Source organism: Acerihabitans sp., assembly GCF_036398755.1.
Lineage (GTDB): Bacteria > Pseudomonadota > Gammaproteobacteria > Enterobacterales > Enterobacteriaceae > Acerihabitans.
On the sequence record NZ_DASWOM010000025.1, the window covers coordinates 13714 to 34356 of the forward strand.

General features: G+C 57.6%; 21 protein-coding genes. 10 read left to right on the forward strand and 11 right to left on the reverse strand.

The window, feature by feature from the left end:
* Nucleotides 1–131: 131 nt before the first annotated feature.
* Nucleotides 132–593 (reverse strand): MarR family winged helix-turn-helix transcriptional regulator, encoded by a 462-nt coding sequence (locus VGC33_RS05080; protein WP_331119666.1) that lies wholly within the window; start codon nt 591–593, stop codon nt 132–134.
* A 192-nt stretch (nt 594–785) separates the two neighbouring features.
* Between VGC33_RS05080 and VGC33_RS05085 the strand changes: the two genes are divergently transcribed.
* Complete coding sequence (locus tag VGC33_RS05085) at nt 786–1982, forward strand: multidrug efflux MFS transporter (protein ID WP_331119667.1); 1197 nt, start codon at nt 786–788, stop codon at nt 1980–1982.
* A 314-nt stretch (nt 1983–2296) separates the two neighbouring features.
* Here the strand turns inward: VGC33_RS05085 and VGC33_RS05090 are convergent, their stop codons facing one another.
* Entirely contained in the window at nt 2297–2896 is a 600-nt protein-coding gene (locus VGC33_RS05090) for a nitroreductase family protein (RefSeq protein WP_331119668.1), read from the reverse strand.
* A 194-nt stretch (nt 2897–3090) separates the two neighbouring features.
* Between VGC33_RS05090 and VGC33_RS05095 the strand changes: the two genes are divergently transcribed.
* From VGC33_RS05095 to VGC33_RS05120, 6 genes are all read left to right on the forward strand, one after another.
* Nucleotides 3091–3609 carry a cupin gene (locus tag VGC33_RS05095; RefSeq protein ID WP_331119669.1) on the forward strand — a complete coding sequence of 173 codons (519 nt, stop codon included), beginning with the start codon at nt 3091–3093 and terminating at the stop codon, nt 3607–3609.
* Nucleotides 3610–3633: 24 nt separating this feature from the next.
* A complete protein-coding gene (locus VGC33_RS05100) occupies nt 3634–4035 on the forward strand; it encodes a VOC family protein (protein WP_331119670.1) in 402 nt (133 codons plus the stop codon).
* Nucleotides 4036–4121: 86 nt separating this feature from the next.
* On the forward strand, nt 4122–4478 hold the full coding sequence (locus tag VGC33_RS05105) for a VOC family protein (RefSeq protein ID WP_331119671.1): 357 nt from the start codon (nt 4122–4124) through the stop codon (nt 4476–4478).
* Nucleotides 4479–4595: 117 nt separating this feature from the next.
* Nucleotides 4596–5195, forward strand: a complete 600-nt coding sequence (locus tag VGC33_RS05110) for a DJ-1/PfpI family protein (RefSeq protein WP_331119672.1) — start codon at nt 4596–4598, stop codon at nt 5193–5195.
* 82 nt (nt 5196–5277) lie between these two features.
* Nucleotides 5278–5826 carry an isochorismatase family protein gene (locus VGC33_RS05115; protein WP_331119673.1) on the forward strand — a complete coding sequence of 183 codons (549 nt, stop codon included), beginning with the start codon at nt 5278–5280 and terminating at the stop codon, nt 5824–5826.
* Nucleotides 5823–6740: a GlxA family transcriptional regulator gene (locus VGC33_RS05120; protein ID WP_331119689.1), complete on the forward strand. Its 918-nt coding sequence runs from the start codon at nt 5823–5825 to the stop codon at nt 6738–6740. Before VGC33_RS05115 ends, VGC33_RS05120 begins: the two co-directional genes overlap by 4 nt.
* Before the next feature lie 46 nt (nt 6741–6786).
* Here VGC33_RS05120 and VGC33_RS05125 read toward each other — a convergent pair whose 3' ends face one another.
* On the reverse strand, nt 6787–7788 hold the full coding sequence (locus VGC33_RS05125) for an acyltransferase (RefSeq protein ID WP_331119674.1): 1002 nt from the start codon (nt 7786–7788) through the stop codon (nt 6787–6789).
* A 226-nt stretch (nt 7789–8014) separates the two neighbouring features.
* Between VGC33_RS05125 and VGC33_RS05130 the strand changes: the two genes are divergently transcribed.
* Nucleotides 8015–9259, forward strand: coding sequence for an MFS transporter (locus VGC33_RS05130; protein WP_331119675.1), 1245 nt, complete (start codon nt 8015–8017; stop codon nt 9257–9259).
* 50 nt (nt 9260–9309) lie between these two features.
* Here VGC33_RS05130 and exaC read toward each other — a convergent pair whose 3' ends face one another.
* From exaC to VGC33_RS05145, 3 genes are all read right to left on the reverse strand, one after another.
* Nucleotides 9310–10848, reverse strand: coding sequence for an acetaldehyde dehydrogenase ExaC (gene exaC, locus VGC33_RS05135; protein WP_331119676.1), 1539 nt, complete (start codon nt 10846–10848; stop codon nt 9310–9312).
* A 137-nt stretch (nt 10849–10985) separates the two neighbouring features.
* Entirely contained in the window at nt 10986–11624 is a 639-nt protein-coding gene (locus VGC33_RS05140; RefSeq protein ID WP_331119677.1) for a glutathione S-transferase, read from the reverse strand.
* A gap of 69 nt (nt 11625–11693) precedes the next feature.
* Nucleotides 11694–12302 carry a DcrB/PsbP domain-containing protein gene (locus tag VGC33_RS05145; protein ID WP_331119678.1) on the reverse strand — a complete coding sequence of 203 codons (609 nt, stop codon included), beginning with the start codon at nt 12300–12302 and terminating at the stop codon, nt 11694–11696.
* Nucleotides 12303–12539: 237 nt separating this feature from the next.
* Between VGC33_RS05145 and fdhD the strand changes: the two genes are divergently transcribed.
* Complete coding sequence (gene fdhD / locus VGC33_RS05150; protein WP_331119690.1) at nt 12540–13325, forward strand: formate dehydrogenase accessory sulfurtransferase FdhD; 786 nt, start codon at nt 12540–12542, stop codon at nt 13323–13325.
* A 126-nt stretch (nt 13326–13451) separates the two neighbouring features.
* Nucleotides 13452–14072: a superoxide dismutase [Mn] gene (gene sodA / locus VGC33_RS05155; RefSeq protein WP_331119679.1), complete on the forward strand. Its 621-nt coding sequence runs from the start codon at nt 13452–13454 to the stop codon at nt 14070–14072.
* Nucleotides 14073–14186: 114 nt separating this feature from the next.
* Here the strand turns inward: sodA and VGC33_RS05160 are convergent, their stop codons facing one another.
* The 5 genes from VGC33_RS05160 to VGC33_RS05180 all read right to left on the reverse strand — a co-directional run bounded on the left by VGC33_RS05160 (nt 14187) and on the right by VGC33_RS05180 (nt 20577).
* Nucleotides 14187–14735, reverse strand: coding sequence for an MltR family transcriptional regulator (locus tag VGC33_RS05160; RefSeq protein WP_331119680.1), 549 nt, complete (start codon nt 14733–14735; stop codon nt 14187–14189).
* A gap of 59 nt (nt 14736–14794) precedes the next feature.
* Nucleotides 14795–15943 carry a mannitol-1-phosphate 5-dehydrogenase gene (locus VGC33_RS05165; protein WP_331119681.1) on the reverse strand — a complete coding sequence of 383 codons (1149 nt, stop codon included), beginning with the start codon at nt 15941–15943 and terminating at the stop codon, nt 14795–14797.
* Between the two features lie 86 nt (nt 15944–16029).
* A complete protein-coding gene (locus VGC33_RS05170; RefSeq protein ID WP_331119682.1) occupies nt 16030–17952 on the reverse strand; it encodes a PTS mannitol transporter subunit IICBA in 1923 nt (640 codons plus the stop codon).
* A 590-nt stretch (nt 17953–18542) separates the two neighbouring features.
* Complete coding sequence (locus VGC33_RS05175; protein ID WP_331119691.1) at nt 18543–19259, reverse strand: DUF3053 domain-containing protein; 717 nt, start codon at nt 19257–19259, stop codon at nt 18543–18545.
* 136 nt (nt 19260–19395) lie between these two features.
* Nucleotides 19396–20577: a hypothetical protein gene (locus tag VGC33_RS05180; protein WP_331119683.1), complete on the reverse strand. Its 1182-nt coding sequence runs from the start codon at nt 20575–20577 to the stop codon at nt 19396–19398.
* Between the last annotated feature and the right edge of the window lie 66 nt (nt 20578–20643).

Sequence of the window (20643 nt, forward strand, 5' to 3'; positions counted from 1 at the left end):
TTTCTTCGCCGGACGTACCGCCGGACGGAGACCGTTTGCCTGCGATTAAATCGCCTGCAACATAAATACAACCGCTTAATCAAGTATAGCCGATGGCCTTCGCCGCGTCGTTATTCAAGCCCTGCGGGGAGTTACCACTGCGCCAGTTGGGCACGCAGCGTTTGCAGCTGTCGTTTTAACTCATTAAGTTTTTCTTCACTGCAGGCCGTGGCGCACAGCACGTCGCCCGGCAAGGTTCGCGCTATTTCGCGTAATGCCCGTCCCTTGTCGGTCAGACGGATAATCACCTGGCGTTCATCGGCCGCGGAGCGAAAACGCCCCAGCAGGCCGGCGATTTCAAGGCGTTTGAGCAAAGGTGTCAGCGTGGCGGAATCAAGATAGAGCCGTTCGCCGATATCCGACACCATCACCTCGTCGCGCTCCCACAGCACCAGCATCACCAGATATTGGGGATAGGTGAGATCGAGCTTGGCCAGCAATTTGCGATAGACTTTGTTCAAGGCCAGGTTCGCCGAATACAGGGCAAAGCAGAATTGCTGATCAAGGGCCAAGGGCGTGGCCGCCGCTTTTTGATCGTCATGTTTCGTTTTCATGGCGCAATTATAAATAGCGCGCGATAGAATAGCAAATTATTTTTCACGCGCGCTTTGTGCCGGGCGGCGAGGGTAAAAAACAGATGGCGTGCATTTTTGCTACACTTTTTCGGTAAGTTGTTAGCGTGAATTTTCACTTAAATGATACCATTAGCAAACTTGCTATCAATTTTTACCTACTGCGTGTGACCCATGGAAGCCTGGAAGATCAATATCTTTTCCGTCTGGTTAGGCTGTTTTTTTACCGGCCTGGCCATGAGCCAAATCCTGCCATTTTTGCCATTGTACGTTGAGCAACTGGGCGTGCGCTCCCATGAGGCGCTTAGTATCTGGTCGGGATTGGTGTTCAGCGCGACCTTCCTGGTTTCCGCGGTGGTGGCGCCGCTGTGGGGCAGCCTGGCGGATCGGCGGGGACGCAAGCTGATGTTGCTGCGCGCGTCGCTTGGCATGGCGGTGGTGATTGCGCTGCAGGGTTTTGCCAGTAACGTCTATCAGTTGTTCCTGCTGCGGGCGCTGATGGGCCTGACATCGGGGTATATTCCCAATGCCATGGCGCTGGTGGCATCGCAGGTGCCGCGCGAAAAAAGCGGCTGGGCGCTCGGCACCCTTTCCACCGGCCAGGTGTCGGGGGTGATTGTCGGCCCGCTGCTCGGCGGCTTCATGGCCGATCACCTCGGGCTGCGGGTGGTCTTTCTGGTTACGTCGGCGCTGATGTTCACCAGTTTTTTGGTGACGCTGTTCTTGATTAAAGAGAACAAGATCAACATTAACAAAGCCGATCAGCTAAAGGGCCGGGCGATCTTTCATTCATTACCCTATCCCGGCCTTATCTTCAGCCTGTTTATTACCACCATGATGATCCAGCTGACCAACAGCTCAATCAGTCCCATCCTGACCTTGTTTATCAAAGATATTTCCAATGATACCGGCAACCTGGCTTTCATCAGCGGCGTGATTGCCGCCGTGCCGGGGGTATCGGCGCTGCTGGCCGCGCCGCGCCTGGGCCAGTTGGGCGATCGCATCGGCACCTCGCGCATTCTGTTGGCGGCAATGGTGGCAAGCATAGCGCTGTTTTGCTGCATGGCCCTGGTGAAGACGCCCCTGCAGCTCGGGGTGCTGCGTTTCCTGCTCGGGTTCACCGACGGCGCGCTGATGCCCGCGGTTCAGACGCTGCTGGTAAAATTTTCCAGCGACAGGGTAACCGGCCGCATCTTCGGCTATAACCAGTCGTTTATGTATATGGGGAATGTGGTCGGGCCGCTTATCGGCTCCAGCGTCTCGGCGGTACTGGGATTTCGCTGGGTGTTTTTGTTCACGGCCTTAATGGTGCTTATCAATACCGTGCAGCTCTGGTCCGGCTTTCGCAAGATTCCATCCAGGAACAAATAGTTATATCCAGGGGTACCGTCCGCCCATTTGCACGACCATGATACCCGCGCAAATTGCCACAAAAAATAAAAATACCAGAAGAATTCGAGTCATCGCCTTGCTCCTCCGTAATGACTTGCCTGTTTTTTGACCAGCCTTGGTATAATATAGCCACGCTGGACGACGCTGACCAAGCCTCCGCGTAAAAAAATCCTTACCCCTACCGCGCCCAGCCCACGGACCGGCGGCGGGCGCGGCGGGCCGGTGCCCGTCACGCCGGCGGGCGGGCTTTTGTCGACCAGCCCGTCTTGTCCGCCTCACCTGCTGCTGTGGTTTTATTTAAAAATGCGGAAACGCTCTTCATCGTCGATAAAGGTTTTTTCGCCCGCCGCCTGTTCAATGGAGCCAAACGGCATTTGCGCGCGCAGTTTCCAGCTGTCCGGCAGTTGCCAGGTGCGTTTAACTTCGTCATCAATCAACGGGTTATAATGCTGCAGGGTGGCGCCGATGCGTTCCTGCGCCAGGGCGGACCATACCGAGAATTGAGCGATGCCGGTGGAATGTTCCGACCAGATGGGAAAATTATCGGCGTAAGCGGCAAATTGCTTTTGCAAAACATCTATCACCTTGGTGTCTTCAAAAAACAGCACCGTCCCTTTGCCTGCGGCGAATGAGGCCAGTTTGGTTTCAGTCGTGCCGAAGGATTCCGCGGGTACGATTTTTCTCAGCGTTTCCTTGATGATATTCCATAATTTTTCGTGCTGTGCGCCAAAAAGGACAACAACGCGGGAGCTTTGGGAATTAAAGGACGAAGGGCTATGTTTGACCGCTTCTTTTACCAGCGAGGCGATCTGGTCATCCGATAGCGCGACATTGCGGCCGATGGCGTAAATGGACCGGCGGGCTTTTATCACGTCCAGAAATGCATTGCTCATGTGGCTACTCCTGTTAAAGAAAAATTAATGAACGGCGGTTGCGTGCGGTTCATCGCACCGGCTAGCTTATGCCTTGTCGGTGTAATCTGTAAATCATTCGCATCATTCTCTCGATTAACTATGCTGATAAGACTTATTGCGGATCTTCATGGCATTAGCCCATGACCCACCAGACGAGCAGGAGCGGGAACCTTATGACCATAGAAACTCTGGAGTTGAACGGCGCGGTGGGCGGTGTCCCCAATAGCCCATTGCCCCTGGTTATCTACCGCGGGGTGATTCCGGCGCAAACCCCCGATCCGGCGGCCTGGCTGGAGCGTCATTTCGCCGCCAACGACTGGCCGGCCCAGTGGCGTTATATTATTTACAACTTTACCCACTTCCATTCAAACTGCCACGAGCTGCTGGGCGTATACGCCGGCGAATCCCGGGTACAGTTTGGCGGTGAAACCGGGCCGGAGGTCACGCTGTCCCTGGGCGACGTGGTGCTGATCCCGGCCGGCGTCGGCCATAAGGCGCTGCAATCAAGCGAGGATTTTATGGTGGTCGGCGCTTATCCCAACGGCATGAACGCCGATTTATGCCGCGACGATCCCGCCAGGCTGGCGTCGGTGCGCCCGCATATCGAACGGGTGCCGCTTCCCGCCACCGATCCGGTCAGCGGCGAACGGGGCGGCATTACCACCCTATGGCATAATCCGGAACAAGCATAACCCGGCGCGCAACAGGAGGAAATCATGTCTCGAGTACAGGCGGTTGATCATTTGGTGGTCAGCGTGAGCGATTTTGCCGTTTCAAAAAAATTCTACAGCGGATTGTTTTCGTTCCTTGGTTTTTCGGTCATGGACGAGATGTCCGGGGCGATGGGCTGGAGCAACGGCTCTACTCGCTTTTGGATTTACCAGGCGGACGAACAGGGTAAAACGCATCCGTATCGTAAAGGCGATGTGGGATTCCACCACTATGCCTGGTCGCTGAACAGCCGCCGGGACGTGGATGAGCTACAGGCGTGGCTCGAACAAAACCAAGCCGACATCGTCGACCCCGCCGGCGAATATTATGCCGACTATTATGCGGTGTTTTTCCTCGATCCCGACGGCATGAAGCTCGAAGGCATGCATTACGGGAAACAGGAATAATACCCGGCCAGTCGCTGCCTAAACCTGCCATATCGCCAAACCTGGGCCATACTTAGCAGACCCCAACTCAAAAGGAGGAATTCCCGATGAAAGAGATAGGCGCAAATGGTCAGGTGGATTATGTTGAATTCAACGTCAGCGACATCCAGCGCGCCAAACAATTCTACGGTTCGGTGTTCGGCTGGGCATTTACCGATTACGGCCCGACCTATACGGAATTTTACGACGGCAGGATCACCGGCGGGTTCACCTCTACCGAGGCGATCACCGCCGGCGGCGGCCCGTTGGTCATCTTTTACGCCAGCGATCTGCCCGGCACGCTGAAAAAGCTTGAGGCCGCCGGCGCGGAAATCGTCAAACCGATCTTTGCCTTCCCCGGCGGACAACGCTTCCATTTCCGCGATCCTGACGGCTATGTATTGGGCGTTTGGACCGAAGATTAGCCGGAGCGGTAAATTTGCGATCCTCCTTTCAAAATTGAAACAGCGTTCTAATTTAAGGCTTCCTCCATGTTAATCTATGGCGTCGAGTCATTATTTAACAGTAATATCGGAGGAAATATGTCCAAGACAGTCGCCGTATTGCTGGCGAAGGGTTTTGAGGAAGCGGAAGCCATCATCGTGATAGATGTGCTGCGCCGTTTGGATATCAAGGTCGAAACCCTTGCGTGCCAGGACCGGCTTGAGCTGGTCAGCTATCATCAGATCCGCATGTTCGCCGACGCCCTGCTGGAGCATCGCCAGGAGACGTTTTATGATGCCGTAGTGATCCCCGGCGGCCTTGAAGGCACGGTTAACCTGGCCGCCAATCCGCTGGTAACGGAATTTATCCGTCGTCACGATGAGGCGGGTAAATGGATCTGTCCGCTATGTTCGGCCGCGGCCCGGGTGCTGGGCGGCAATGATTTGCTCAAGGGGCGAGGCTACGTGTGCTCCGGCGATCTGCACCTGGCGGTTGGCGACGGCCATTTTATTGATGAGAAAGTCGTCGAGGACGGCAACCTGCTCAGCGGTAAAGGGTTGGGCGTCGCCTTTGATTTTGCCTTCTCCCTGGCCTATCGCCTGACCGGCGATAAACGAAAGACCGACTTCCAGGTTGAACATATCTATTACGACTACTGGCGCACGTCAGCGCCGGTTGGCGGTATTGTCCCGAATTAGCCTGATCATGGCCGGATTTAACCTGTTTAAGTGCCCTGCCCATGGGCACTATAGTGCTACAGCATTATCACGGAGTCCGGAAATGGCACAGAGCGCGTTATTGATTATTGATGTTCAGCAATCTTTCCTGCAGCGTCCCTTCTGGTCGGAAGACGACGTGCCCGCTTTCAAACAGGCGATACAGTCTCTTATCCTGGGATGCCGGCAGCGCGGCGCGGCGCTGGTGGATATTTTCCATAACAGCGGCGACGGCCCCTTCAGCCCGCAGTCCGGCCTGGTAAAACCGCTGCCGTTTTTAACCCATACCGCCGACGCCGTGTTCCACAAACATGTTCATAACGCCCTGACCGAATCCGGGCTGCGCGAGTGGCTGGATGAACGCGGCATCAAGCATGTGATTATCGCCGGCATCCGTACCGAGCAGTGCTGTGAAACCACCGCCCGGGTGGCCTCGGATCTGGGGTATCGCGTCACCTTCGTGACCGAGGCAACGCTGACGTTTCCCATGACCCATGCCGGCCGCACGCTTAGCAGCGGGGATCTGAAGCACCGCACCGAAACGGTGCTTACCGATCGTTTCGCCGCCATCCGCACCGTGGCCGAATGCCTGAAGGAGCTGGAGCAAGCCTGATGCGTGATGTCTACTTCCTGGTGTTGCCCCAGGTCATGGCGCTGGATCTTACCGGCCCGGCGGAGGTGCTGGCGCTATCCGGCGCCTTCAGGCTGCATTACATCGGCCCGCAGGCGGAGATCGCCACCTCCACCGGCATGACCATTAGCCGCGTGGAGCCGCTGCCGGTTTCCCTGCCGCCGGAGAGCATCGTGGTGCTGGCGGGCGTCGCCGATTCCCGCCATCAGTTGGACAGCCCGCCGGCCCTGGAGGCCAAGCGGTGGCTGCAAGAGCACCGATTGGCCTTTCAGGAGCGGACATGGACTCTGGTGTGCGTGTGCTCCGGGTCGCTGCTGGCCGGGCGAGCCGGTCTGCTGGACGGGTACCGCTGCACCACCCACCACGACGTGATGGAGCGCCTGCGTCAGCAGGCCCCGGCCGCCCTGGTCAGGGACAACCGGATTTTTGTCGAGGATCGCGGGGTATTCACCAGCGCCGGTATTACCGCCGGCATCGATCTGGCCCTGTATCTGGTCAGCCAGTACGTTGGGCCGCAGCAGGCCATGGCCGTCGCCAGGGAAATGGTGGTCTATTTCCGCCGTGGCGGCGACGACCCGCAGCTTTCGCCCTGGCTGCGCCATCGCAACCATCTGCATCCGGCGGTCCACCGCGCCCAGGATATCCTGGCCCATGAGCCGGAGGCGGAATGGCGGCTTGACGAACTGGCGCGGCAGGTCTTTATGAGCAGCCGTCACCTGACCCGCCTGTTCCGGGAGCATTTAGGGCTGAGCGTCAGGGAATATCACGAACAGCTGCGGCTGGCGGTGGCGCAGCAGCGTTTGCAGCAGGGCCAGGGCATCGAAAAATCGGCGCTGGCCGCCGGTTTTTCCTCCAGCCGCCAGCTGCGCCGGGCGCAACTGCGCTGGCATGATTGACGGCAATTGGCGGTTGCAACCCGAGAGCCCGCCTGCGCCCAAGCCGTCAGCTGACCCAGCGGCGCGTATCGATGCGCCGTAGTCCCATGGCCAACAGCAGGCTCAGCGAGAGCGTGACGACAAACACATACAGGATATCCAGCGGCGGCGCCGCTTTAAAATCCAGCCCATGGGTGCGGATGTAATGAATGATAAACGCATGGAAGCCATAAATCGCCAGGGAACAACGGGAAACCAGGCGCAGCGGTGTCCACCATGGCCGCCGGCAGGCCTGTTTAAAAAACACAAACAGGCTGACGGCGCCGATAAAGACCAAGGGACCGCAATACAGATAATAGGTATCGGCAAAATCTCCATTGATAATCAGCTGCTTTTTCGTGCCCATCGCCACCAGCGCCACGCTGGTGATAAATAGCGCCGCGGCGATAACGGGGATTTTTTTACCCTTCAGGTCCAGCACGCCCGCCGCCCGGCCCAGAACCGCGTAAAAGAGGTAATAAAACGTATCGCCGCTGATAAACAGGTTTATCGGCAATAGCCTGATATGCCCGTGATTAAACGGCAGGGTATTGGGATTGGCGGCGACCGCCAGCAGTAAAATCAATATGGACAGATAGCCTGCGGACACCGGTTTGATCTCAATCAGCGGTGACAGCAAATAGATAACAATGACCGCGTAGAAAAACCAGAGATGGTAGAAAACCGGCTTCTGCAAGGCGCCGGTCAATGCCTGCGCCGCGCTGATCGGGGTAAAAATCGCCATATACAGCAGGCCAAGCAGACTGTAAAACAGCAGGCAAAGCCCCACGCGCAGAAAATGCCTGGAACCGGCGCGCCTGGGGCCGAAAAAAAGAAAACCCGACATCATAAAAAACAGCGGAACGGCAACCCGCGACATGGAGTTAAGCACATTGGCCAGCAGCCAGTTGTGTTCGCCAATGTCCAGACCATGGGTCACGTAAAACGAGGTGGTATGAATCATTATCACCATCATGCAGGCCAGCGCACGCAGATTATCTATCCAGTCGATTCTTTTATCTTCGTCCACTCACATCATCCCTATCCGCATTTTGCATTCGTGCCCCTGATCTTCAATACCTTAAAAATAGGCTATATATCGACAAATAAGGATGCAAAGTAAAAATGAATTATCCGCACCCGCGATATCCTGTGCAGGGGTTGCGCGGGCTGTCAATTGAATGCAAAATAGCCGGCCAATGGTCGCGGCATTGGCCGGTTTTTCTATTTCCAGCTTATAATTCATTTGGTTATATATGCAGACATCATTATCAACCCCCGTCCGTTTAGGCCGGCGGGCGCTGCTGTTTCCGTTATGCCTGGTGTTGTTTGAATTTGCCGTCTATATCGGCAACGACATGATCCAGCCGGGCATGATGGCGGTGGTCGATTCATTTAACGCCGGGCAGGAATGGGTTCCCACCTCCATGACCGCCTATCTGGCCGGCGGCATGGTGCTGCAATGGCTGCTGGGGCCGTTGTCGGATCGCCGCGGCCGCCGTCCGGTGATGCTGGCCGGGGTGGTATTTTTTATCATCGCCTGTCTGGGCATCCTGCTGGCGCGGACCATTGAGCAGTTTATGGCGCTGCGGTTTTTACAGGGCTTCGGCCTGTGTTTTATCGGCGCGGTCGGCTACGCCGCGATTCAGGAGGCGTTCGATGAGACCACCTGTATCAAAATTACCGCGTTAATGGCCAACGTCGCCCTGATTGCCCCGCTATTGGGTCCGCTGGCCGGCGCCATAATTATCCAGTTCGCCTCCTGGCAAATCATGTTCGTGCTGTTTGCCGGCATGGCGGCCATCGCGCTGGCGGGCCTGTGGCGCGCCATGCCCGAAACCGCCTCGCGTCTGGGGGAACCCTTATCACCGGCCGGCCTGTGGCGGGACTATCGGGTGGTGCTGGCCAATCGCCCGTTCCTTTACGGCGCCATGGCCATCGGCCTGGCCGGCCTGCCGCTGCTGTCATGGCTGGCCCAATCGCCGGTGATCCTGATGGGCGACGCGGGACTGGCGCCGATGGAATACGGTTTGCTGCAGATGCCGGTGTTCGGCGCGCTGATGCTGGGCAATGTCACCCTGGCGCGTTTAAGCGGCCGGCGTAGCGTGGAACAGCTGATCAAACTCGGCGCCGCGCCGATCATCGGCGGGCTGCTCTTGTCCACCGCGGCAACCCTGTTCTCGCCTCACGCCTACATGTGGATGACCGCCGGCCTGAGCCTGTACGCCTACGGCATCGGCGTGGCCAACGCCGGGCTATACCGCCTGACGCTGTTTTCCTGCGCCATGAGCAAGGGCACGGTCTCCGCCGCGCTGGGCATGCTGAACATCCTGGTCTATACCTTGGGCATAGAATTGGCCAAGGCTCTCTACGCCCAGGGCGGCAGCGGCATTTTCAACCTGTTCAACCTGATAAGCGTGCTGGGGTGGTATACGCTGGTCAGGCTGTTTATCCGCCGGCGCGCCTCCACACCCGCCTCAATTACCACGCCGGCGCTGTAGATCCCTGAGTAACATGGCCGGCAATCGCCGGCCATGTGGCCCTCGCCCGGCTAAAACAGCCCCATCGGCTGATCGGAATAGCTGACCAGCAGGCATTTGGTCTGCTGGTAATGCTCCAGCATCATCTTATGGGTTTCGCGCCCGATACCGGACTGTTTATAACCGCCGAAGGCGGCATGGGCGGGATACGCGTGATAACAGTTGGTCCAGACGCGGCCGGCCTGGATGCCGCGGCCCATTTTATAGGCCACATTGCCATCGCGGCTCCAGACGCCGGCGCCCAGGCCGTAGTCCGTGTCGTTGGCCAGCGCCAGCGCCTCATCCATATCCTTGAAGGTGGTCACCGCCAGCACCGGGCCGAAGATTTCCTCCTGGAATACCCGCATGCTGTTTTTGCCGAACAGGATGGTCGGCTCCAGGTAGTAGCCCTCGGACAGCTGTCCCTCCATCTGTTTGCGCCGCCCGCCGGTAAGGATTTCGGCACCCTCTTTTTTGCCGATATCGATATAGTTGAGAATGGTGTCCATTTGTCCTGACGACACCTGTGCGCCCAGTTGGGTGCGGGCATCAAGCGGGTTACCGCTGCGGATGGCTTCGACGCGTTTCACCGCCCGTTCCATAAAACGCTCATAAATAGACTCCTGCACCAGCGCGCGGCTTGGGCAGGTACAGACTTCGCCCTGGTTAAACGCAAACAGGGCAAACCCCTCCAGCGCCTTATCAAAAAACGCATCCTCCTGGTTCATGACGTCGGCAAAGAAGATATTCGGCGATTTGCCGCCCAGCTCAAGCGTAACGGGAATAATATTCTGCGACGCGTAGCTCATGATGCGCTGGCCCACTTCCGTGGAACCGGTAAAGGCGACTTTGGCCACGCGTTTGGAGGTGGCGAGATATTCGCCGATTTCGGCGCCGGCGCCGTTGACCACGTTGATCACGCCCGCCGGCAGCAGATCCTGGATGAGCTCCATCATCACCAGGATGGAGAGCGGGGTCAGCTTGGCCGGCTTAAGGACGATACAGTTGCCGGCGGCCAGGGCCGGGGCCATTTTCCAGCAGGCCATCAGCAGCGGGAAATTCCATGGAATAATTTGCGCCACCACTCCCAGCGGCTCGTGGAAATGATAGGCGACCGTGTCGGCGTCGATTTGGCTGATGCCGCCTTCCTGCGCGCGCAGGCAGGAGGCGAAATAACGGAAATGGTCGATGGCCAGGGGCACGTCGGCGGCGCTGGTCTCACGGATGGGTTTACCGTTGTCCCAGGTTTCCACCGCCGCCAGCAGCTCGACGTTCTGTTCCAGACGATCGGCGATGCGCAGCATAATATTGGCGCGGGTTTGTACCGACATCGCCGCCCATTCCGCTTTGGCGTGATGGGCCGCGTCCAGCGCCAGATCGACGTCGGCTGAGCTGGAGCTGGCGATTTCGCACAGCGGCAGGCCGGTCACCGGCGTCAGGTTGACAAAATAATCACCCTTTACCGGTGCGACCCAGGCGCCGCCGATAAAGTTGTCATAACGTGGTTTAAGTTCGAGCGGATAACCGTATTCGCCGGGTATCAACCGGCTTGAGGGGGGATTGTAAGCCATGTTTTCTCCTAGACACTGTGAACCAAGAGTTGGGCCGGGACGAGAAACGTTATCCTTTAACGTTAGCCGCAGCGCCCGCGCCAAGACAGGTCAGGAGGAATTGAATTTTAACTATTCGAGAGGCTTCACAGTTTGCGTCATAACATTTCAGCTCCATACAAATCCGCTGCTACCGGCGGCGCAGTCCTCGCAAAACTGGTGCGCGCGAACAGGCGTTCCGCCAGCGTCACCAACGCCGGCCGATGCACGCACCAGTTGGGCATCACGCGGCGATAATTGATAAAACCCAGCGTACAGGCCACGGCGATATCGGCAATCGTCAGGGTGGGGCCGTTAAGCCGCCTTCCCTCGCGGGCATGCCGCTCCAGCGCGTCCAGTCCGCGGCGGATTTTTTCGCGCTGGTTCAACAACTCCTTTTCATCGGGACCGCCGGCGCCGCGCCGACATTCGCGCACAATGGCCATCGCCGCATCCGTCACGCCGTCGGCCAATGCTTCGATTTGCCGCACCCGCAGCGCCTCCAGGCGATCGGCCGGCAGCAAAGGCGGCTCAGGATAGGCCAGCTCCAGATATTCCGCGATGATGGGCGAATCAAAAATGCCCTCGTCGCGCCCGTTAAGCAGAACCGGCACCTTGCCCAGCGGGTTCACCGCCGTGACGCTGGCATCGCGGCCGTCCGGGGTGGCGCTGACCAGCTCGAAGGCAATGTTTTTTTCCAGCAGGATGACTGAAATTTTCCGCACATAAGGACTGGTATAGCTGCCGACGAGTTTCATTGTCTTGCCTCCGGTTGCCGTGGTCGCAAGAAATAGTATGGCCCATGACGCGGAACGCAGAGTCCGTATTTAATGGAAAGACAATGTGCCCAGAATGCCGCCGACCAGAGCGTCATGGGCGCCGACGCCGGAAACCGGCGACAATACCTGGATGGTGACGACGCGATCGATGTAAGGCGTTATCAGCAGGGTGCCCAGCATGGCTTTACCCTGCATTTCCTGTTGGGCGTCGATGCGCAGGAATTTATGTTTGCTCACCACGACCTGGGTCTGCCCGGTTTTTTTAACATTCTTGAACTGGGTTTTGAGGCCAGACAGCGCGCCCTGGGCCATTTTGTTGAATGCCGCATCGCTGGTATCGTTGGCATCGCCGTTAACCGTGCGCACTTCGCTTATCCCCACCGCCTGGGAATGCGCCTGGTTGGCGAACAGCTGGACCACCACGCCGGTATTTTGCGCGTTGGCGTCCTGCCGCGTCTGGTTAACAAAATCCCGCGGTAACTGGAATGTCATCTTGCCGTCAAGCAGCGCGACCTGGACAACGTTGCCTGCTTCGGCCACCGGCGCCGCGCTGGAAGACGCGGAAGGCGCCGCCGGCGCGGATGCCGCCGTGCCGCCCAGTACCGATGCGCCCGCCAGGGCGATCGCGGTCATAATCCTGATGATACTTATTGCCATGTGAAACATCCTTCTCGCCATCGACAAAACCGCCGGGTTGCGGCGGCCGGTTTAAAAACATCGTTACGCTGAAGCATAGCCTTTTTTTAAGCGCAGCGGCGCGCGCCATGACCATTTTGTTACCGCGCCTCCGGTGGAGTAGACTAAAGGCTCCAGGCCCACCAGTACAGCGGCGAGTAGCACATCGTGACCGACCCCCTAAGTCTGAAGGATACCGATCCCACCACCCTTGCCGGGATAAGCCGGCTCGGCGTACGCAAGCGCGGACAGCTCGACTCGGAGCTACCGGACTGGCTGGCCGAGGAAGTGCCGGTGGCGTTGGTCTATAACGGCATATCCCATGTGGTCATGATGGCCTCGCCCAAAGAGCTGGAACAGTTCGCCCTGGGTTTCTCGCTGTCCGAAGGCATCATCAGCGCGCCGGGCGAAATCTACGGCATGGACGTGGTGCCGGCCTGCAATGGCATGGAAGTGCATATCGAACTGTCCAGCCGCCGCTTTATGGCGCTGAAAGAGCATCGGCGCGCCATGGCCGGGCGCACCGGCTGCGGCGTTTGCGGCGTCGAGCAGCTTGAGGAAATAGGCAAACCCCTCCCCCCGCTGCCCTTTACCCAAACCTGGCCACTGGCACGGCTGGACCGCGCCCTGGCGCAGCTTAAAAGCGTGCAGCCCATCGGCAGGCTGACCGGCTGTACCCACGCGGCGGCCTGGATCACGCCCGAGGGCGAACTGACGCTGGGCTGCGAGGACGTCGGCCGCCACGTGGCGCTGGATAAACTGCTTGGCTACCGCGCGCGCCAGGCCGCCACGCCCGGCGCGGTGCTGGTGTCCAGCCGGGCCAGTTATGAAATGGTACAGAAATCCGCCATGTGCGGCGTGGAAATCCTGTTCGCCGTCTCGGCCGCCACCGCCCTGGCGGTAGAGGTGGCCGAGCGCTGCGGGCTGACGCTGGTGGGATTCAGCAAGCCGGGACGGGCCACGGTTTATACGCATCCATGCCGAATCGTTGACAGCAAAAGCTAAACATGTTCTTTAAAAGGGACTGATAAACGTTTTAATAAACGTTTAATTAACTATAATGATCGGATTGCTTACGCGGCACTAACATTTATTCTGGGTGCCGCTCACCTAAAAATGGAGAAGATTAAGATGAGCTATACTCTGCCATCCTTGCCGTATGCTTACGACGCCCTGGAACCGCATTTCGACAAACAAACGATGGAAATCCATCACACCAAGCATCATCAGACCTATGTCAATAATGCCAACGCCGCGCTCGAAAGCCTGCCTGAACTTGCCAGCCTGCCGGTTGACGAACTGATCCAAAAACTTGACCAGGTGCCGGCGGACAAAAAAACCGTTCTGCGCAACAACGCCGGCGGTCACGCCAACCATAGCTTGTTCTGGAAAGGCCTCAAGCTTGGCACTACCCTCACGGGCGAACTGAAATCCGCCATTGAGCGCGATCTGGGTTCCGTGGACGCGTTCAAGGAAGCGTTTGAGAAAGCCGCCGCCACCCGTTTCGGCTCCGGCTGGGCCTGGCTGGTGTTGAAAGACGGCAAGCTGGCCGTGGTCTCCACCGCCAACCAGGACAATCCGCTGATGGGCGACGCCATCGCCGGCACCTCCGGCTACCCGATCCTGGGCCTGGACGTATGGGAACACGCCTATTACCTGAAATACCAGAACCGCCGTCCGGACTATATCAAGGCCTTCTGGAACGTGGTGAACTGGGATGAAGCGGCCAAACGTTTCAGCGAAGCCAAATAACCGGCACCCACTCAAGGCAAAGACCACCCCGCGGGGTGGTTGGCATGAAACGCAACGTCCCGGACATCAGGCCGGGACGTTGCGTTTCAGCGGCTGTCTTGCCATAAGCAGGGATTATTTAAGCAGCAGCTTATCGGAGAAGGCTTTTTTGGCGCTGATGCGCACCAGAAATTCGGTGGCCGACAACACCATGGTGGAGCGGACAATCTGCTGGTAGCGCTGCTGCTGCATACGCACCAGCGCGTCGTCCTGCGGCGCGCGGGAAAACTCCGGCAACGGCGGGAACGCCGCGACGCAGTGCAGTTCGCTGAACGGGCCGAGGATTTCATCGTCGGTAAAACGGTACTCGTTGGGATCGTCCTGCAAGGCTTCGTGCAAGGCCATCAGCAGCTCGGCGTCTTCATATTCCTGGCGGCTGATGACGCCCAGGGCATACACCAGCTTCAGGCGCACCGGCAGTTCGCCCAGCGGGCCGGCGCCGACCAATAACGGCTCCACGGCATACTTTACCGCGTAATCATCCTTGCGAAAAATTTGCAGCACCAGAATATTGACCGCCTCGGCCAATAATTCCACCGCCGCGCCCATCAAATCCCTGACCGTTGTGCCGGCGTTCAGTTGTTCGAGGACCTGGTTTTCGTACAGTTGAGCATTTTCCGTCATCACCGAACACCATGTAACTTCCGGGGACGGGAAGACGTCCCGTCCCCGGATCTTCATCATTATTGCATGGCGTTATAGAGATCCACCACCTGCGCTACCACCTCGCCGTCTTCCTCAAGGCCGGAGACCTGCGCCAGCGCCGCCCCGGGACCTGATTTTTCCAACAGCTCCGCCCACTCCTGCGCCTGGGGATCCTGCTCGCTATGATAATGCATGGCGGCGGCGATGCCCTTGAGCAGGTTGTCGTGACGCAGGCCGTATTCCAGGGTGCCGCGCAGCGGTTTGATCAAACGATCGCCGGCGCTGAGCTTACGCAGCGGCTGGCGGCCGACGCGCTCCACATCGTCATGCAGATAGGGATTTTCAAAGCGCTGCAGGATCTTGTTGATGTAGGCGGCGTGTTTCGCGGCTTCAAAACCATAGCGGTTAATCAGCACCGCGCCGCTCTCCTCCATGGCGCCTTTCACCACCTGGCGGATGGCCGGGTCGAGGATGGCGTCGCGAATGGTCTTGTGCCCGGCATGCTGGCCCAGATACGCGGTGATGGCGTGACCGGTGTTCAACGTAAACAGCTTGCGTTCGACAAAGGCCATCAGGTTATCGGTCAGCTCCATGCCGGCAATGGCCGGCGGCTCGCCGATAAACTGGGTTTTATCCACAATCCATTCGCTAAAGGTTTCCACCGTGACCGCCAGCGGATCCTGGGTACCGGCTTCGGCCGGGGGCACGATGCGATCCACGGCGGAATCGACAAAACCGACGTGCTGCGCCACCCAGGCGTGATACTGCTCGGGCAGCGCCTTTTGGACATGCTGTTTCAGCTGGCTGGTGCCGCGCACCATGTTTTCACAGGCGATGATATTCAGCGCCCGGGTATTGCCCGCATCATGGCGCGCGATCAAGCCCTTGGCGACGGTGCCGGCGATGCGTTCCAGGATCTGCGGCCCTACGGCGGTGGTCACCAGATCAACGTCGGCTATCAACGCCACCACGTCCGCGCCGGTGCTGTTGACCGCGCTGACGCCGCTCACCTTTTCCACATGGGACTGTTCGCCCACCACATGAACGTCGTATCCATGCCTGGCGTTAAGGGCGTCCAGTACCGTTTGGTTGACGTCGGCGAACACCACTTCCACCCCGGCGTCGGCCAATAGTTTGCCGATAAAGCCCCGCCCGATGTTTCCTGCTCCGAAATGTAATGCTTTCATAGATTTAACCTTGGATTCTCTTAGTTAAAAAGGGGCCAATGCAGGCCCCCTCTCAAATACAACCGTTTCCATCGCCCGCGCTGTGGTTAGGCCGTTTTGCTGCCTTTGAGCAGCTCAAGCACTTCATCTACGTCGGTGGTATTAATCAGCCGCTGGATAACCGCATCGTCGTCCAGCGCATTGGTCAGGCTGGTAATCACCTGGATGTGCTCGTTGTTGCGCGCGGCGATGCCAATCACCAGACGGGCAATATCGTCTTCTTCATCGCCGAAACGCACGCCCGCCGGATACTGGCAGAACACCACGCCGGTACGCAGCACTTTATCCTTGGCCTCGATGGTGCCATGGGGAACCGCAATGGACTCGCCCAGGTAGGTGGAGGTCAGTTTTTCACGATCCAGCATCGCTTCCACATACTCCGGCAGCACATAACCGCCGTTCACCAGTTGCTCACCGGCAAAACGGATCGCCTGTTCCTTATTATCGGCCTGCCGTCCGAGGAAGATATTGGCCGCGGTCAGGCGGAACAGGTTCTGCTCGCTGTCTTCAAAGCTATCGTCCAGAGTGGTGATGACTTTGTTCTGATTGGTTTCGGTTTTCTGCACCGCCACCAGACGCGCCACCAGGTCGGTATACAGACCGCTGTCCAGGAAGTTGGTCAGGGAGATATGCTGCGCCTGCGGTGCGTGACGCATGGCCCGCTCGGTCAGGTCGCGATGGGTAATCACCAGATCCACGTCCTCGGGCAGGCTGTTGATGGCGGTGTTGGTGACGCTGATATTGGTCAGCCCCGCTTCCTTGACTTTCTTACGCAGCACCCCGGCGCCCATGGCGCTGGAACCCATGCCGGCGTCGCAGGCCACGATGATTTTACGTACCGAAGCCAGGTCGCCGGTGGCGCCGGCGGTAACCGGCGCGGCCATGCCTTTAGACTGCGCTTTCATGTCTTTGATGCGACGGGTGGCGTCTTCCAGGTCGTCCCCTTCCTTGGCCTTCATGCTTTTCAGCAGGATCGAGGCGATAACAAAGGACACCGCAAAGGCCGCAATCACCGCGGTGATATTGGCGAAATAGGCGCCTTTAGGCGTCATGGCCAACACCGCCAGGATGGAACCCGGCGAAGCGGGGGAAACCAGGCCGCCGTGCAGCACGCTCAGGGTGAACACGCCGGTCATGCCGCCGAGGATTACCGCTATCAGCAGACGCGGGTTCATCAGCACGTAAGGGAAATAGATTTCGTGGATACCACCCAGGAAATGGATGATGGCCGCGCCGCCGGCGGATTGTTTGGCATTGCCGCGACCGAAAATCATATAGGCAATCAGCACGCCCATGCCCGGACCCGGATTGGCTTCAATCAGGAAGAAGATGGACTTGCCGGTGGCGGTAGCCTGTTGGATGCCCAACGGCGAGAAGATGCCGTGGTTGATGGCGTTATTCAGGAACAGGATTTTTGCCGGTTCGACGAAAATCGAGGCCAGCGGCAGTAAGTCGTGGCGAACCATCAGGTTAACGCCCGCCGCCAGGATATGGGACAGGATTTCAACCAGCGGCCCAATGGCCAGGAAGGCGACAATCGCCAGAATCATACCGATGATGCCGGCGGAGAAGTTGTTGACCAACATCTCGAAGCCGCTTTTGATTTTGCCGTCAACCATACGGTCGAAGCGTTTTATCGCCCAGCCGCCCAACGGACCGGCCAGCATGGCGCCGAGGAACATCGGCATATCCGCCCCGGCAATCACGCCCATGGTGGTAATGGCGCCGACCACGCCGCCGCGTTCGCCGCCGGCCAGCCGGCCGCCGGTGTAACCGATAAGCAGCGGCAGCAGGTAGGTGATCATCGGGCCGACTAATTTAGCCAGCGTCGCATTGGGTGTCCAGCCGGTGGGTATGAAAAGCGCGGTGATGATCCCCCAGGCAATAAAGGCGCCGATATTCGGCATCACCATATTGCTCAGGAAACGGCCAAAATTTTGTACTCTGACCTTGATATCCGAAGAAGACATAAAAAACACCCCTATTGATACGCGCCGGACAATAAGGGCGCGTGAAAATTGTTGCGACAGTGTTGCATTCTCTGTCGGTAGTTCTATAAGCAGCGGGACTCTACCACGCTGCGTGACGAATGCGTACCGAGTGGCATAATTGTGATAGATATCACCATGTCACCCCCCGATTACCCCCTATATAGGTGATATTCATCACATATTTCTTATGAAAAAAAACCACAATTATAGCTTCAGGCAGTTAATGGCGGATAAATTGTGATGTAGATCACTGTTGTCTGCAGAGTATTTGTTTGATAAATGTGATTTGTATCACAAATTATTTGTCACCCAGCCGTGAAGGCGGCGCGAGATCGGGCTTACCGGTTGATTTGCACGGTAAACCGCGGGATTTGCCGGCATAATCTGTAAGAAACTTACCGCGACGGTACAGGCGACTGCGCACTTCCCTCTGCGCTATTATCAGCATGATATGTTGCAAAAAAGTGACCCGAGCGGCCATCCACGGCGCGCTCGGCGTTCAATCGCTTTGCCCCTATTCCCGCTCACGTTCATTGGCAGGCCCGGCGGCGATCGGGATACCAGCGTGATTAACGCAGGGCGGCGCCGGCGGCGGTCTGCGCCTGCATCAGTTGCTGGTGCTGGCTTTGCAGCCCGGCCATCAGCTCATTGTATTGCGTCGCCTGCAGCCGGGTGGGAAACGCCACCGAGGTGGGGCCGTAGGTCACCTGGCCGCCCTGCATATTCAGGAAATTGCCCACCTGGATCAGCGTTTCCGAGAGCGTAGCCGCGCTGGTGACCACCGGCGTCACCTGCTGAGCCGGCTGGATCACCAGCTTGGTATAGGCTTGCTCATATACCGCTTTCAAATCGTCGGGCTGCTTCAGGGCGGCACGTGCGTCATCAGCCTGTTTTTTCAGCCGCTCGATTTGCGGCCCCAACAGGTTCAACGCCCCCGCGGACTGCTGCAAATCCACCCGATGGGTGAGATAATCCTGCGGCACGCGGATCTGGCTGACCTGATCCAGCACCGGCAGCAGGCTGGCGTTCACCGCCTGGGTATATTGCTGGGTAAACGTCAGCAGGATCTGGTAGTCGGCTACATAGGTGCCGAACTGTTTTTTCTGATCGTCGGTCAGCGTCGGCAGCCGCTCGCCGCCCGGCAGTACGGTGGTTTGTAAAAACGCCATAAACGCCTTGCGCTGCTCCGGCTCCTTGTCGCCGCAGGCGGTAATCTGCAGCGCCAGCATAAACAGCACTGGAATCATCAGCGCATAACGGAACTGCGCCAGTCTGTCCCTTAACATCATGTCCAACTACTCCTGTAAAATAACTCACCGGTTTCCGTGGTTCCAAAATTGCCGCGTCCTGTTTGCAGAGTAAGGATAGTCCACTTTGGGAGGAATAAATATGCTCAAGGCATTGCCAACGATCTCATTTTTTTTACAAAACTCGCGGCGCATCGAACCAATCAACCGCATCAAGCGTGAGGGAGACAAATCCGCTATTGCCATAACGGTCCGTCAGCCGTAACGCCAGTCCATAGCGCTCGGCGGAAAACCAGGCGAAGGGGAACATATTATTAGCTGAAACGGTAAATTTGTAGCACACCAGCATACCCGGATCGTTACCCGCGATGACCTCGTCAGGAGTAAGCCGCGGGAACACCAGGCAAGCCGGTGGATTAAAACCGGTTAACGGTTGGCCCAGATAGTGGCCGCTTATTTGTGTTGAGACAGGGTTCAAATACCAGTAATTAACTTGATAGGGAACGAACTGCGCGCCGCGTCCCAAAACGGCCAAGGGAAATTGACTATCAAGGCCGGTGAAGCCTGTCACCTGCTGACCATTCCAATTCTCAAACTCACGAAATATGTTGTCATCAGTAATAACGCCGGATAAGTTTTCAACGCTGCGGAATTGGCCGTTGGCAGGCGTAATTCGAACGTAATGCCGGGTTCTGGTGCCGTCTGTCCGTTCCTGAATGGGATTATTACCGGTTCTTGATTGCCAAACAATATTGGTGCGCTCGGTGCTACCCACCCCTTGCAGTACGCGGCGGTTTCGCGCCAGAGAATAGTCGATGGGATCCAGGGCGGTAATAGCCACCTGGCTGGCGAAATCCGGCGTGCCGGTTAAATTGGTCTGATAAACGCCGACCGGCGCATCGGGATTGGTCAGGCTAACCTGCGCCGCCACCTGCCTGGTCCTGGCCGGAGTGAGGGGACCGCACATCACAAAAAATGACGCCACCGCCGCATTAACATTTACCGGCAAAGACGGCTTATCGCCATTCTCGCCGGCGGGCGTGGGGGGTTCAAAATTAAACCCGTTATCCACCTGACTAAAACTCCAGACCGATTCACGCGCGGCGGGGGGTAAATCGGTGCCATCCACCATCTCATCCCCTCTGACAAAATCAAGCAGGGTACTGTGTTGCAATAACGCGCTGGAGGGGATATTGGTGATTTCCTGGTTCAAGTTGTTGACTGCATTCATGTGTATGATAACTTCGGTCTGATTAAAACCATTCCGGTAAACGAACGCTTGCGGCTCGGTAGTCCGGGTAGTGATAACCAAACGAGTAATTCTATGAATTTGCGCCCAATGGGTAAAAATGCTCATAGGTTACCTTCTCTATGCTTTTATGCTGACGAACACTCACCATTTTTTATTTTATGGTGTAAATAA